Consider the following 13,205-nt stretch of genomic DNA (forward strand, 5'->3'; position numbering starts at 1 on the left):
ACGGTAAGCTTGGGGCGCACATCCTTTGGGCCTCTGACTCCCATCAGATGCGAATATAGCGAGATCATAACACAAAATGGACGCCAAAAAAAGCGTCGCGATCAAGCGTCAAAGCCGCAGAACAAGGATAATTTTCGACAATTTGTCAAAGACTTGTCCCGACCTTCCAGTGGTCGGGCCAGTTGAGGGCTTCGAATCGCGTCATGATTGACGCGACGTCGCCTGGACCGATCAATCGCCTTCGCCGGGCGCCTCGGAAAAGTATTTCTCCAACTTGCCCGACACACCGTCCATTTCGGCGGCGGTGGGCAGGGGTTCTTTCTTCTGGGTGATGACCGGCCAGATTTCGGAATACTTCCGGTTGAACTCGACCCAAGTTTCCATCGCCGGCTCGGTATCGGGCCTGATCGCGTCGGCAGGGCATTCCGGTTCGCAGACGCCGCAGTCGATGCACTCGTCGGGATGAATGACCAAGGTGTTCTCGCCCTCATAGAAACAATCTACCGGGCAGACCTCGACGCAGTCGGTGTATTTGCACATGATGCAATTATCGGTCACGACATAGGTCATCGCAGGCTCCATCTCCGTCAGGGCGCTAGTTACGCCCCGGCGGCTGATCATTCAAGGCCGCAGCCTTGGAAAAGACTGCCGTTCGCCGAAAGGCCTGAAGGCGCAAATGCCTTTCCCAAAGGGTGCGGCAGCGACGAACATCGGGCCGTCAGGCCTGTTCGTCCAGGTCGAGATAAAGGCCCTGCGCTTCCGTCGCGGGACCACGCCGATGGCCAAGCGCCGCAACCTCGAGGGCGCGAACATGGCCGAAGGCCGACACCACGATCCGGTCGCCGGGCCGGACCAGCTTGCCAGGCTTGTTGCAGGGCTGATCGTTCACCCGGACGCCGCCCGCCTCGATCCGTTCGACGGCAATCGCGCGGGACTTGAAGACCCGCGCGAAGAACAGCCACTTGTCCAGACGGATGCCGTCCAGTCCGTCGGTCACTTCTTGTCCTTCAAGGCCGCAAGGATCGCGAAGGGACTGTCGGGATCGGCCTTCCTCTCGGGACGCGAGGAGAAGGTCGCAGGCTTGTTGTGCTGCGGCTTGCCGCCCTTCTTGAAGTTGTCCTTGCCGCGCGGCTTGCCGCCTTCGCCATGATTGCGGTCCTCGCGGCGTTCCCGGTTGGGGCGTCCGCCTTCCGGGCGGCCCTGACGGTCGCCTTGCGCCGGACGTTCGCCCCGATCCTGCCGTTCGGCGCGGGGTTCGCGCGGACCATCCTGCGCGGCGTCACGGCGCGGCCCGCCGCGACGCCCCTGCCCGTCGCCTTGCGGACGACGGTTCGGGCGGGGTTTCGGTGCCCAGCGGAAGGTATAGAAGACCTCCATCTCGGGGGCGGCCTCCTCGACAGGCTCGCCTGCGGCCTCGGCCTCGAGGCGGCGCTTTTCGGCCTGCTCGGCTTCCCAGCGTGCCCGGGTCTCGGCCGCAAGGACGCTTTCCTCCTCGGTCATCGGCGCGTCGGAGGCCTCGCCCTCGGGCGCGGGCACCGCGACCGGCGCCTCGGCTGCCTTGACCTTGGCCCGTTCGCCCTTTTCGGCGGCATAGCCCAGGCCTTCCATCAGACGAGAGAACTGTTCCAGCGTCATGCCGGTGATCGACAGCATGTCGGGATTCGCCTCGAAGCCGCCGCGCGTGTCCTGGGTGCGCAGCAGGTCAGCCAGCCGTTCCAGCATGTCGATGCGGATCGCGCGGTCTCCGGCGGGGCGATAGCCTGACAGCGTATAATGCTGTTCCGGCACGTCGGCGATATGCGGGATCGTGACAAGGCCGGGGGGCGGGCTTTCCGGGAAGGTGTCCAGGCCTTCCGCCAGCGACCACAGGACCAGCCGCAGCCGGGTCGGCGCGGGCTTCAGCAGCGCGGGCATGAAGATCGTGAATTGGCCGAAGCGGACGCCGTGCTTGCGCAGCGCGCCGCGCGCGTCCTGGTCCAGTTCCTTCACCTCGTGCGCCACGCCATCACGCGGCAGGATGCCCAGCGATTCGACCAACCGGAAGGCGAAGCCGCGCGCAAGGCCGGTCAGGGCTTCGTCCTTCTGCAGGGTCAACAGGGGCTCGAACAGCGCGGCGACCTTGCGGTCGATGAAATGCTGCAGCCGGCGCTTCACCTTCTCGGCGATCTCGGGGCCGGCTTCCTCATCCACGAAAACCTCGACGCCGGGATGCAGCGCATCCGACCCGCGCACCAGCTTGCCGACGGCAGAGGCGCCCCACATCAGGCCGCCCTGTTCGGTGTAATCCAGCTCGGTATCGGGCGCGTTATAGAACCGATCCGCTCTCAGGTGGAACTCGGGGCGCAGCGCCTCGTAGCTGGCGCGGTTCAGCATCCGTGCCTCGTCGGCCGATCCGGTCTGGTCGGGGCGAAAGCGGAAACCTTCCAGACGGCCGGCAAATTCGCCCTCGACCGTCACTTCGCCCTTGTCGTTCACTTCGGCCACAAGGCTCTCCTTCTGCTTGAGCCGGCGCAGCAGCACCGAGGTGCGCCGGTCCACAAATCGTTGGGTCAGCGCCGCGTGCAAGGCGTCTGACAATCGGTCTTCTACCGCGCGCGTCTCGCCGCGCCAATGGCTTTCGTCCTGAACCCAGCCAGATCTCTGCGCGACATAGGTCCAGGTGCGGATATAGGCCAGCCGCTTCGAGATGGCGTCGATGTCGCCATGCGTCCGGTCGATCCGCTTGATCGCATTGCCCAGCCAGTCGGACGGGATCGCCCCATCCTGCAGGAACCCGAAGATTCGCGCCAGCAAACTGGTGTGTTCGGCAGGGGAAATGCCGCGGAAATCCGGCACGCGGCAGACATCCCACAAAAGCCGCACGTCCTGCCCGCCGCGCACGCGGTCGCGGATTTCCGGCAATTCGCGCAGGGTCTTGAGCGCCTGCACGTCATCGGCATCCCGCCCCTTGCCCAGCAAGGCATGGCCCGACGGCGCCTCCAGGCTTTCGACCAGCCGGTCCATCGTGCCGAATTGCAGGTCCGAATTGCGCCAGGTCAGCCGCTGGATCGGGGCGAAGCGATGGTTCTCGATCGCGTCGATCAGGCCTTCGTCCAGGATCTCGGCCTCTCCGGTGACGCCGAAGGTGCCGGATTCGGTATGGCGCCCTGCCCGGCCCGCGATCTGGCCCATCTCGTGCGGGAACAGCGGGCGGACGCGGCGGCCGTCGAACTTGTGCGTGGCGGAAAAGGCCACATGCCGGATATCCAGGTTCAGGCCCATGCCGATGGCATCGGTGGCGACCAGGTAATCCACCTCTCCGGCCTGATACATCGCGACCTGGGCGTTGCGGGTGCGGGGCGACAGCGCGCCCATCACCACCGCGCAGCCGCCTTTCTGCCGCCGGATCAGTTCGGCCATGGCATAGACGTCATCGACGGAAAATCCGACGATGGCCGACCGCGCCGGCATCCGCGACAGCTTCTTCGACCCCGACCAGGACAGTTGCGACAGCCGGTCACGCCGCTGGAACTGCACGCCGGGGATCAGTTGGGCGATGGCCGGGCGCATCGTGTCGCTGCCCAGAAACAGCGTCTCGTGCAGCCCGCGCATCTTCAGCAGCCGGTCGGTGAAGACATGGCCGCGTTCGGGATCGGCGCAAAGCTGGATCTCGTCGATGGCCACGAAATCGGCGGCAATGTCGGGCATAGCCTCGGTGGTGGCGACCCAGTATTGCACCCGTTCCGGGACGATCCGTTCTTCGCCCGTGACAAGGGCCACGACCGAAGGCCCCCGCGCACGCACGATGCGGTCATAGACCTCGCGCGCCAGAAGACGCAGCGGCAGGCCGATGACGCCGGTGCGATGGGCCAGCATCCGCTCGATCGCGTAATGGGTTTTCCCGGTATTGGTCGGGCCAAGGATGGCCGTGACGCGGCCGCGTTCATGAATTGTCATGGGCTAGATATCGGTGCCGTCTTGCTGGCGTTCCAGACGCGCCGCGCCATCAATCGCCTCTTGCTGGTGGGGATGTATCGCCAGGCTTGCGCGATAGGCGGCAAGGGCGCGTTCGATATCGCCCGTTTCCTCCAGCATGAAGCCCAATTGCGTCAGCGCGGGAAAATGACGAGGTTCCAGTTGCAGCGCGCGCGCCAGGTCGCCGATGGCGGGGCCGAACTGGCCCAAGGCCGCATAGGCGGCGGCGCGGGCCTGAAATCCCGTCGCGAAATCCGGGGCATGATCCGTCAGGGCTGTCAGATGGCCCAGGGCCGTCGCGGGATCGCCTTCATCCAGGGCCTTTTCCCCCCGTTGCAGCAGAACATCCATCGCGGCGGATCCCGACTTGGACCATTCGCGCAGGATATCCGATTCGGCGATGCGCCAGCTTTCGCCCTGCGGTTCGGCCAGACGGCGAAACAGTTCCTCCATGTCGGGGCGATCCTGTGCAGCCAGGCCCCCTGCAAACAGAAATGTCGCGCAAATTAGGAAAAACGTAGCTATTCGATGGCGGATTGCCGCGACGACATTATGGAAAATGTGGCAATCCGGGCGCATATCATGGATCTTAACCAGCCCGTCTGCCGGGCGCCAGCCCAACCGAAGGAAAGACCTGAAAATGAGCAATGTTGTGAATGCCGCCGTCGAAAAACTGAACCAGAAGATCGGCAGCTTCGGTTCGACCGCCAAGTTCGTGATCGAGGATGAGGGCGCTATCATGATCGACGAGAACGGCGTTCGCGCGGGCGACGAAGAAGCCGAGGTGACGCTGTTCGCCAATCGTGACACCTTCGAAGGCATCCTGAACGGCAGCGTGAACCCCGCCACCGCCTTCATGACCGGCAAGCTGAAGATCGACGGGTCGATGGGCGTCGCCATGCAGCTGGGCCAAGCGCTGTCCTGATCGCGATGCGCGGCAAGGCCGCACCCTTCAGGCAACTGCCGGGCGATCCTTTTGGCCCTGCGCAGGCCTTCTGGGTGCAGGCCGATGATGATGTGACGCTGCGGCTTGCCCATTGGGCGGCCGTATCGGACAGCCGGGGCAGCATCCTGCTGTTTCCCGGCCGCACCGAATATGTCGAAAAATACGCAGGCATCGCCGCCGCGTTGACCAAGGCGGGATATGACGTGCTGGCGATCGACTGGCGCGGCCAGGGGATGTCGGACCGCCTTTTGCCCGATGCGCGGCTGGGCCATGTGGGCCAGTTCGCCGACTATCAGCGCGATGTGGTGGAAATGGTCGCTGCCGCCACGGAACGCGATCTTCCCAGACCATGGCACCTTCTGGCCCATTCAATGGGCGGCTGCATCGGGCTGGCGGCCCTTCATCAGGGTCTTCCGGTCGCATCAGCGGCGTTTTCGGCCCCCATGTGGGGGATCAACCTTCGCCAGATGCCGCACGGGGTGGCCGTGGGCATGGCCTATCTGGCCGGACGGCTGGGGCGTGGCGGACGTCCCGCGCCGGGCAGCGGAGCCCTGGAAACATACGTCCTGGAAGAAAGCTTCAACGCCAACCTGCTGACCACCGACCCCGACGAATGGTGCCGGATGGTCCGTCAGGCGGCGGCCTGGCCCGACATGACCTTGGGCGGGGCCAGCTTCGACTGGGTGGGCAAGGCATTGAACGAATGCAGCCGCCTGGCCCGGATGCCGTCGCCCGATCTTCCCGCCCTTGCCGCCTTGGGCGGGCAGGAAAAGGTCGTCTCGCCCACGGCGATCCGCGACCGGATCGCCCGATGGCCGGATGCGCGCCTGCTGGAGTTCCCGGAGGCGCGGCATGAAATCATGATGTGCACCCCCGAACGGCGCAGGGCATTCCTGTCGGCAGCCCTGGCCCTGTTCGAAGGCGCGGCCTGATCAGCCTTTCTCGCCGGGCACGGCCTGCGGGATATGAACAGGCCGGACACTGTCGGCCATGACCGCCGCAGGCAGGCGCAGTCGCACTGTCTTGATGCGGCGCGGATCGGCATCGACCACCTCGAATTCGGCGCCCGAGGCATGGGGAATCACCTCGCCCTGCGCGGGCAAGTGGCCTGCCAGCACGAAGATCAGCCCGCCCAGGGTGTCGATGTCCTCATCTTCGTCCTCGCCGGTCAGGGTCAACCCTGTTTCCGTCTCGACATCGTTGACTGGGGCGCGGGCCTGGATCAGCCACTGCCCGGGCTTTTCCACCACCCACAGGCTGCCCTCGGCCTCGTCATGCTCGTCCTCGATCTCGCCGATGACCTGTTCAATCAGATCCTCGATGGTGACAAGGCCGTCCACCCCGCCGTATTCGTCGATCACCAGGGCCATGTGGATGCGCTTCTGCTGCATCTGCTGCAACAGAACGCCGATGGGCATCGACGGCGGGACATACAGCAGGGGCCGCAGCATGGGGCGCAGATTGAAGTCGCCGCCCTGGCCGAACCCGTGCTTCAACGCCAGGTCCTTCAGATGGATCATGCCCAAGGGGCTGTCCAGCGTCTCGTCATAGATGGGCAGGCGGGAAAAGCCGTGCTCGCGGAACAGCACGACCAGATCGTCAAGGCTGCTTGTCTCGGGCGCGGCGACCATTTCGGCCTTGGGGACCGCGACATCGTCCACGCGCATGCGCCGCAGGTTGACCATGCCGGGCACGACGGGGGCAGGTCTGTCGCCGTCGTCCGCGTCATCGTCCGCGCCTTTCAGGGCATCGAAGAACCGCCCCAGGAAACCGCGCGAACTAGGAAGATCCCGTCCCTCCCCTCCGATGCCGTCCGCCTCGGAGGCGGCATCGGCACCAAGGGGGTGGCCGGGTAATCGAGACTCGGAGTTCATCAGACCTTCTCGTGATAAGGATCGGGAATATTGAGGCCCGCCAGGATTGAACGCTCCGCGGCTTCCATTGTTTCCGCGTCGGCATCGTTCATGTGGTCATAGCCCAGCAGATGCAGGGTCGCATGGACCAGCAGATGCGTGACGTGATCGGCGACGGGCTTGTTCTGCGCCTCGGCCTCGGCCAGGCAGGTGTCATAGGCGATGGCAATGTCGCCCAGTTCATCCTCGTCCGGCAGTTCGGGCGTGGCGCCGGGTTCATGCGGCAGGTGTTCGACCGAGGGCCAGGACAGCACGTTGGTCGCGCGGGGCTTGCCGCGGAAATCGGCGTTCAGCGCCGCGATGCGGGCATCGTCGCACCCCATGACCACGACCTCGCCGCCGATGCCATGCCAGCTCAGCGCGGCAGCAACGGCGCGTTCGGCCAAGGCTTCAAGCCCCAGGGTCTCCCATCGGTCATCCTCGATGACGCAATCGGTGGATATGTCGTCAGGCATCGCCTCGCATTGCCCGGCGGGGTGCGTATTGTCCGCGCGGTCCTTCTGATTCGCCACGCGCCAGGGCCGCAGCATCCTCGGTGTCATACGCCTCGATGATGCGCGCGACAAGCGGGTGGCGCACGACGTCCTTGGCGGTGAAATAGCTGAAACTGATCCCCTTGACCCCGTCCAGGATGCGTTCGGCATCGACAAGGCCCGAATGGATCCCGCGCGGCAGGTCGATCTGGGTGCGGTCGCCGGTGATGACCATGCGCGATCCTTCGCCCAGGCGGGTCAGGAACATTTTCATCTGCATGGTGGTCGCGTTCTGCGCCTCGTCCAGGACCACGAAGGCGTTGGACAGGGTGCGCCCGCGCATGAAGGCCAGGGGCGCGATCTCGATGCGCTTTTCCTCCATCAGCTTCTGCATCTGCTTGGCGGGAAGAAAGTCGTTCAGCGCGTCGTAAAGCGGCTGCATGTAAGGATCGACCTTCTCCTTCATGTCGCCGGGCAGAAAACCCAGACGCTCGCCCGCCTCGACGGCCGGACGCGACAGGATGATGCGGTCCACATGCCCGCCGATCAGCATGGTCACGCCCACGGCGACGGCCAGGTAGGTCTTGCCGGTGCCCGCCGGGCCGATGCCGAAGGCCAGTTCGTTCTGGAACAGAGACCGGACATAGGCCTTTTGCGCGTCCGTGCGCGGCTCGATGGACTTCTTGCGCGTGCGCAGTTCATAGTCGCCGGCCGCGAACATCTCCATCTGTTCGGCGGGCGTCGGGGGGGTCGCATCGTCCATGCCCATCCGCAAGGCGGCGTCGATCTCGGCCAGCGACACCGGGCGGCCCTGTTCCAGACGAGCATACAACCCACGCAGCAGCAGCGCGGCCTCGGACTGCGCCTCGGGGGTGCCTACCACGGCAAGCTGGTTTCCGCGGCGCAGGATATGGACACCAAGCGCCTCCTCGATCCGGGCCAGGTGCCGGTCGTTCACACCGCACAGGTCGATCAGCAGCCGGTTATCGGGAAATTCCAGCAGGGTTTCGCTTGAAGGGGTCGCGACGGGGGGCGTAGGCGTAAGGCCCAAATCTTTCTCCTGGTCAGGCATCTTGATCTAAAGGTGGAGTTCGAAGGGGATTCGCACAAGGTCATAGTGGCGGGGTGTTGCCAAGAAACCCCGCAAGAGGAGCCGCGTGATCCATCGCGGGAACCTGGCCCTCCCAGGCGATGCGGCCATCCTGCAACAACGCCACCCGGTCGCCGATGGCCCGCACCGAATCCATGTCATGCGTGATGGTGATGGCCGTGGCACCGGTTTCCGTCACGATGCCCCGGATCAGGTCATTGATGCGCCGCGCGCGGATCGGATCGAGCCCCGTCGTCGGTTCGTCGAAAAAGATCACCGCCGGGTCGTCCGCGATGGCACGCGCCAGCCCCGCCCGCTTGGCCATTCCCCCCGACAGTTCGGCAGGCATCAGATCAGCCGTTTCCGGCCCCAGTCCGACACGGGCCAGCTTTTCGATGGCAACGGCGCGGGCCTGGGCATCCGGCATCCGCTGGCGCAAGCGAAAGGCGACGTTCTGCCAGACGGTCAGGCTGTCGAACAGCGCGGCGCCCTGAAACAGCATCCCGAAGCGCGCCATGAAGGCAGGCCGTGTCCTGCGGTCCAGCGGGCGACCTTGCCACAGGATCTGCCCCGCATCCGGCTGGGTCAGGCCCAGGATGCATTTCAGCAGCACCGATTTGCCGGTTCCCGACTGGCCGATGACACACAGGCTTTCGCCCTGCCCCACGGCCAGATCGACGCCCGAAAGCACCGGCTTGCCGCCAAAGGATTTGCGCAGTCCGCTGACCTGGATCATTCGAAGAATAGCCCCGTCAGCACGAAATTCGCGGCCAGGATCCCTACGGCGGCCGCCACCACGGCGGATTTGGTGGCCCGGCCGACCCCCGCCGCGCCGCGCCCGGAATGGATGCCGAACCAGCAGCCGCAGACCGCGACGATCAGGCCGAAGACCGCGCCCTTCAGCAGACCCGACACCACATCCCAGCGTTCCAGATAGGCAGAGGTGTTTGCCAGATAGGCGGTGGAGTTGAACCCCAGCGACTGCGTACCGACCAGCCAGCCGCCCATGATGCCGATGATGTCGCCCACACCGACCAGAACCGGCACCGTCAGCACCGCCGCCCACAGGCGGGGCGTGACCAGCCAGCGCATCGGGTCGGTGGACAGGGTGACAAGCGCGTCGATCTGTTCTGTCACCTTCATCGTGCCGATCTCGGCCGCGATGGAACTGGCGACGCGGGCCGCGACCATCAGCCCGCCCAGGACCGGGCCAAGTTCCCGCACCATGCCGATGGCGACGATGGCGGGGACGACGTCGCTGGCCTGGAAACGCGCGCCGCCGGAATGGATCTGCAGGGCCAGTGCCGCGCCGGTGAACAGCGCGGTCAGGCCCACCACTGGCAGCGACAGCCAGCCGATCTGCACCAGCTGCGCCCCGAATGCGCGCCCATGGAAGGGCCGCAGACGAAACAGCCCGCGCAGGGTGAACAGGGTCACCGCACCGATGCCGCGTGTCAGCGACAGCGCGGCGCGGCCGATCAGGCGGACTGGGTTCACCGCCAGGTCCGGTCGTAGCGGTGGCCCAGCGAGGTGAGGATCTCGTATCCGATGGTGCCCGCATGATCCGCCAGCCGGTCCACCGGCTGTTCCGGGCAGATCAGGTCCAGCTCCCCCGGCACGTCCGCCAGTCCGGTCACATCCACCGTGATCAGGTCCATGGACACCCGACCCACGATCGGACAGGCGGTGCCCGCCGCATAAAGGCTGGCACCACTGGAGGAGATCGAGCGCAGGATCCCGTCGGCATAGCCCGCCGCAACCGTGGCAATGCGACGCGGCCCACCCGCCGTCCAGGTCGCGCTGTAGCCCACGAACTCGCCCGGCTGGACGATGCGCGTCTGGATCACCGGCAGGGACAGGCGCACCACCGGCTGCGCATCCGCAAAGGGCAACGCGCCGTAAAGGCCGATCCCGGGGCGGACCAGATCGAAGTGATAGTCTGGGCCCAGCAGGATGCCCCCGGTCGCCGACAGCGAGCGCGGGACATCGCAGCCATCCGTCATGGCCCGAAACGCGGCAAGCTGCATGGCGTTGGCCGGCTGGTCCGGTTCATCCGCGCAGGCAAGGTGCGACATGATGAAATCAGGTTTGGCGGACAGGGCTTCGGCCCGGATCGCCGCCCATTCGCCGGCCTCCATCCCCAGGCGGTTCATGCCGGTGTCCAACTGGATCGCAAAGGGCCTGCCGGGACGCATGGCGCGGTCGCGAAAGAACTGTTCCGGGCTGTTCAGGACGGGAACCAGGCCGGTCAGGTCCGCACCCTCCATATGCCCGGACAGGACATTGATGCAGGCATCGTCGGGCAGATGCGGGCGCAAGGCCCTGCCCTCGGACGCCAAGGCCACGAAGAAATCCCGCGCCCCGGCCGCATAGAGCGCGGGCGCAACACGGGCGGCGCCCAGGCCATAGGCGTCGGCCTTGACCACGGCGGCGGTGCGGGCACCGGGGGCCTTGGCGGCAAGCGCCTTCCAGTTGGCGACAATGGCTTGCAGGTCGATATGCAGGGTCATGGCGGGCCGTCCTTGATGTCGGCCATCTTCAATCAGAAATTGCCCCGCGCTTCCAGCCCGGATCAGACGAACTGTTCGCGCAGCAGCCGTTCCTCCAGCCCATGCCCGCTGTCGAACAGCAGCCGATGGCGCACGTCCTGCGCGCTGCTGATCTGGACGCGGACGACGTTGCGGACAAAGCGGGAATCCGCGTCGGCCATGACGGGGCGGCGTTCTGGCGTCAGCACCTCGACTTCGACCTGGGCCGTCTTCGGCAGCAGCGCGCCGCGCCACCGACGGGGCCGGAAGGGCGCAATGGCCGTCAAGGCCAGAACCTCTGAATTGATTGGAAGAATAGGCCCATGCGCGGAATAGTTATAAGCCGTCGAACCTGCCGGGGTGGCAATCAATGCACCATCGCAGACCAGTTCCTCCATCCGCATCCGTCCATCCACATGGATGCGCAACTTGGCCGCCTGCGGGCCTTCGCGCAACATGCTGACCTCGTTGATGGCAAGCGCCTCGTGGACGGAACCATCTGCGCCGAAAGCACGCATTCGCAAGGGGTTGATGACCGTTTCCTCGGCGGCGTCCAGCCGTTCCAGCAGCCCTTCTTCGGCAAAGCCGTTCATCAGGAAGCCCACTGTTCCCCGGTTCATGCCATAGACCGGCAGCCCTCGCCCGGTCAGGCTGTGCAGCGTCTGCAGCATGAAGCCATCGCCGCCAAGGGCCACGACCACATCGGCCCGGTCCAGATCAACCGTGCCGTAGAGTGCCGACAGGACCGGCAGCGCCTGCTGGGCCATCTCGGCCTCGCTTGCCGTGAAATGGATCTTTGGCGTCATGGTGCCCCTGTTCCCGTCTGCGGGCAGCATCCGATGCAGCCCCCGGCAATGCAAGCCCCACAGCATCCACGGCAAGTCGCACCTGTCCCGGACTTCTGCCGCATTTGTGCCTTTCCGCACCGTCAACCCTGGGGTATGACATCGCCGAACCGCCGCCCCTTGGCCCAACGATAAGGACGCGAACCATGAACGCCCCGACCCGTGAAACCGGATTCTTCACCGAAACGCTGCAAAACAGCGATCCCGAGATCGCCAAGGCCATCACCCAGGAACTCGGCCGCCAGCGTGACGAGATCGAACTGATCGCATCCGAGAACATCGTCTCGAAGGCGGTTCTGGAGGCCCAGGGCTCGGTCCTGACGAACAAATATGCCGAAGGCTATCCGGGCAAGCGCTATTACGGCGGCTGCCAGTATGTCGATATCGTCGAGACCCTGGCGATCGAGCGGGCGAAGACGCTGTTCGATTGCGAATTCGCCAACGTCCAGCCGAACAGCGGCAGCCAGATGAACCAGGCCGTGTTCCTGGCGCTGCTTCAGCCCGGCGACACCTTCATGGGCCTGGACCTGAATTCGGGCGGCCACCTGACCCATGGCTCGCCGGTGAACATGTCGGGCAAGTGGTTCAACGTCGTTAGCTATGGCGTGCGCCAGCAGGACCAGCTTCTGGACATGGAGGAGGTCCGCCAGAAGGCCCTGGAAAGCAAGCCCAAGCTGATCGTTGCAGGCGGTACGGCTTACAGCCGCGTCTGGGACTGGGCCGCCTTCCGCAAGATCGCGGACGAAGTGGGCGCATACCTGATGGTGGACATGGCCCATATCGCGGGCCTGGTCGCGGGCGGCGTTCACCCCTCGCCCATCCCGCACGCGCATGTCGTGACCACCACCACGCACAAGTCCCTGCGCGGCCCGCGGGGCGGCATGGTGCTGACCAACGACGCCGATATCGCGAAAAAGATCAACAGCGCGGTCTTCCCCGGCCTTCAGGGCGGCCCGCTGATGCATGTGATCGCCGCCAAGGCCGTGGCTTTCGGCGAGGCGCTGCAGCCTTCGTTCAAGGCCTATGCCGCGCAAGTCGTGAAGAACGCCCAGGCCATGGCGGACGAGCTGATGAAGGGCGGCATCGACATCGTGTCGGGCGGCACGGACAACCACCTCTGCCTCGCTGACCTGCGCCCGAAAGGCGTGACCGGCAAGGCGACCGAGGCGGCCCTTGGCCGCGCCCATATCACCTGCAACAAGAACGGCGTGCCCTTCGACCCCGAAAAGCCCTTCGTCACCTCGGGTATCCGCCTGGGCGCCCCGGCCGGCACGACCCGCGGCTTCGGCGAGGAGGAATTCCGCCAGATCGCCCGCTGGATCGTCGAGGTCGTCGACGGCCTGGCCGCCAATGGCAACGATGGCAATGCCGCCGTCGAAGCCAAGGTCAAGGCCGAGGTCGCCCAGCTTTGCGCGCGCTTCCCGCTGTATTCCGGGATGTGATCGCCTGGACGGAT

At 65.5% G+C, this 13,205-nt stretch carries 14 protein-coding genes; 3 read left to right on the top strand and 11 right to left on the bottom strand.

Annotated features, from left to right (window positions below; all coding sequences use genetic code 11):
- Positions 1-231: 231 nt before the first annotated feature.
- From fdxA to IEX25_RS12845, 4 genes are all read right to left on the bottom strand, one after another.
- On the bottom strand, positions 232-570 hold the full coding sequence (gene fdxA, locus IEX25_RS12830; RefSeq protein WP_103171301.1) for a ferredoxin FdxA: 339 nt from the start codon (positions 568-570) through the stop codon (positions 232-234).
- Between the two features lie 148 nt (positions 571-718).
- A complete protein-coding gene (locus tag IEX25_RS12835; protein WP_188715398.1) occupies positions 719-997 on the bottom strand; it encodes an RNA-binding S4 domain-containing protein in 279 nt (92 codons plus the stop codon).
- Positions 994-3,936 carry a helicase-related protein gene (locus IEX25_RS12840; RefSeq protein ID WP_229665180.1) on the bottom strand — a complete coding sequence of 981 codons (2,943 nt, stop codon included), beginning with the start codon at positions 3,934-3,936 and terminating at the stop codon, positions 994-996. Before IEX25_RS12840 ends, IEX25_RS12835 begins: the two co-directional genes overlap by 4 nt.
- Before the next feature lie 3 nt (positions 3,937-3,939).
- Complete coding sequence (locus IEX25_RS12845) at positions 3,940-4,407, bottom strand: hypothetical protein (protein ID WP_229665182.1); 468 nt, start codon at positions 4,405-4,407, stop codon at positions 3,940-3,942.
- Positions 4,408-4,594: 187 nt separating this feature from the next.
- On the opposite strand from IEX25_RS12845, the gene IEX25_RS12850 reads away from it, so the two are divergent.
- Positions 4,595-4,879, top strand: a complete 285-nt coding sequence (locus IEX25_RS12850) for an SCP2 sterol-binding domain-containing protein (RefSeq protein WP_103171084.1) — start codon at positions 4,595-4,597, stop codon at positions 4,877-4,879.
- 5 nt (positions 4,880-4,884) lie between these two features.
- On the top strand, positions 4,885-5,832 hold the full coding sequence (locus IEX25_RS12855; RefSeq protein WP_188715399.1) for an alpha/beta fold hydrolase: 948 nt from the start codon (positions 4,885-4,887) through the stop codon (positions 5,830-5,832).
- Here IEX25_RS12855 and IEX25_RS12860 read toward each other — a convergent pair whose 3' ends face one another.
- The 7 genes from IEX25_RS12860 to IEX25_RS12890 form a co-directional block, all read right to left on the bottom strand.
- Positions 5,833-6,774 carry a hemolysin family protein gene (locus IEX25_RS12860; protein ID WP_188715401.1) on the bottom strand — a complete coding sequence of 314 codons (942 nt, stop codon included), beginning with the start codon at positions 6,772-6,774 and terminating at the stop codon, positions 5,833-5,835.
- Positions 6,774-7,268 carry an rRNA maturation RNase YbeY gene (gene ybeY / locus IEX25_RS12865; protein ID WP_188715403.1) on the bottom strand — a complete coding sequence of 165 codons (495 nt, stop codon included), beginning with the start codon at positions 7,266-7,268 and terminating at the stop codon, positions 6,774-6,776. Before ybeY ends, IEX25_RS12860 begins: the two co-directional genes overlap by 1 nt.
- A complete protein-coding gene (locus IEX25_RS12870) occupies positions 7,261-8,337 on the bottom strand; it encodes a PhoH family protein (protein WP_229665184.1) in 1,077 nt (358 codons plus the stop codon). Before IEX25_RS12870 ends, ybeY begins: the two co-directional genes overlap by 8 nt.
- 61 nt (positions 8,338-8,398) lie before the next feature.
- Positions 8,399-9,112 (bottom strand): ABC transporter ATP-binding protein, encoded by a 714-nt coding sequence (locus IEX25_RS12875; protein WP_188715406.1) that lies wholly within the window; start codon positions 9,110-9,112, stop codon positions 8,399-8,401.
- Entirely contained in the window at positions 9,109-9,873 is a 765-nt protein-coding gene (locus IEX25_RS12880; protein ID WP_188715408.1) for an MlaE family ABC transporter permease, read from the bottom strand. The genes IEX25_RS12875 and IEX25_RS12880 overlap by 4 nt, the downstream gene beginning before the upstream one ends.
- Positions 9,870-10,886 carry an alanine racemase gene (alr, locus tag IEX25_RS12885; RefSeq protein WP_188715410.1) on the bottom strand — a complete coding sequence of 339 codons (1,017 nt, stop codon included), beginning with the start codon at positions 10,884-10,886 and terminating at the stop codon, positions 9,870-9,872. The genes IEX25_RS12880 and alr overlap by 4 nt, the downstream gene beginning before the upstream one ends.
- A gap of 62 nt (positions 10,887-10,948) precedes the next feature.
- A complete protein-coding gene (locus IEX25_RS12890; RefSeq protein ID WP_229665185.1) occupies positions 10,949-11,710 on the bottom strand; it encodes an NAD kinase in 762 nt (253 codons plus the stop codon).
- A gap of 185 nt (positions 11,711-11,895) precedes the next feature.
- On the opposite strand from IEX25_RS12890, the gene glyA reads away from it, so the two are divergent.
- Positions 11,896-13,191, top strand: a complete 1,296-nt coding sequence (gene glyA, locus IEX25_RS12895) for a serine hydroxymethyltransferase (protein WP_188715412.1) — start codon at positions 11,896-11,898, stop codon at positions 13,189-13,191.
- Positions 13,192-13,205: the final 14 nt, after the last annotated feature.

The sequence above is a fragment of the Paracoccus acridae genome (assembly GCF_014642735.1).
Lineage (GTDB): Bacteria > Pseudomonadota > Alphaproteobacteria > Rhodobacterales > Rhodobacteraceae > Paracoccus > Paracoccus acridae.

Bases quoted from the DNA above. Each gene is read 5' to 3' on its own strand.
- IEX25_RS12845 (WP_229665182.1), bottom strand. From the start codon at position 4,407: ATGGAGGAACTGTTTCGCCGTCTGGCCGAACCGCAGGGCGAAAGCTGG.
- glyA (WP_188715412.1), top strand. From the start codon at position 11,896: ATGAACGCCCCGACCCGTGAAACCGGATTCTTCACCGAAACGCTGCAA.
- IEX25_RS12840 (WP_229665180.1), bottom strand. From the start codon at position 3,936: ATGACAATTCATGAACGCGGCCGCGTCACGGCCATCCTTGGCCCGACC.
- IEX25_RS12860 (WP_188715401.1), bottom strand. From the start codon at position 6,774: ATGAACTCCGAGTCTCGATTACCCGGCCACCCCCTTGGTGCCGATGCC.
- IEX25_RS12855 (WP_188715399.1), top strand. From the start codon at position 4,885: ATGCGCGGCAAGGCCGCACCCTTCAGGCAACTGCCGGGCGATCCTTTT.
- alr (WP_188715410.1), bottom strand. From the start codon at position 10,886: ATGACCCTGCATATCGACCTGCAAGCCATTGTCGCCAACTGGAAGGCG.
- IEX25_RS12850 (WP_103171084.1), top strand. From the start codon at position 4,595: ATGAGCAATGTTGTGAATGCCGCCGTCGAAAAACTGAACCAGAAGATC.
- ybeY (WP_188715403.1), bottom strand. From the start codon at position 7,268: ATGCCTGACGACATATCCACCGATTGCGTCATCGAGGATGACCGATGG.
- IEX25_RS12890 (WP_229665185.1), bottom strand. From the start codon at position 11,710: ATGACGCCAAAGATCCATTTCACGGCAAGCGAGGCCGAGATGGCCCAG.
- fdxA (WP_103171301.1), bottom strand. From the start codon at position 570: ATGACCTATGTCGTGACCGATAATTGCATCATGTGCAAATACACCGAC.
- IEX25_RS12875 (WP_188715406.1), bottom strand. From the start codon at position 9,112: ATGATCCAGGTCAGCGGACTGCGCAAATCCTTTGGCGGCAAGCCGGTG.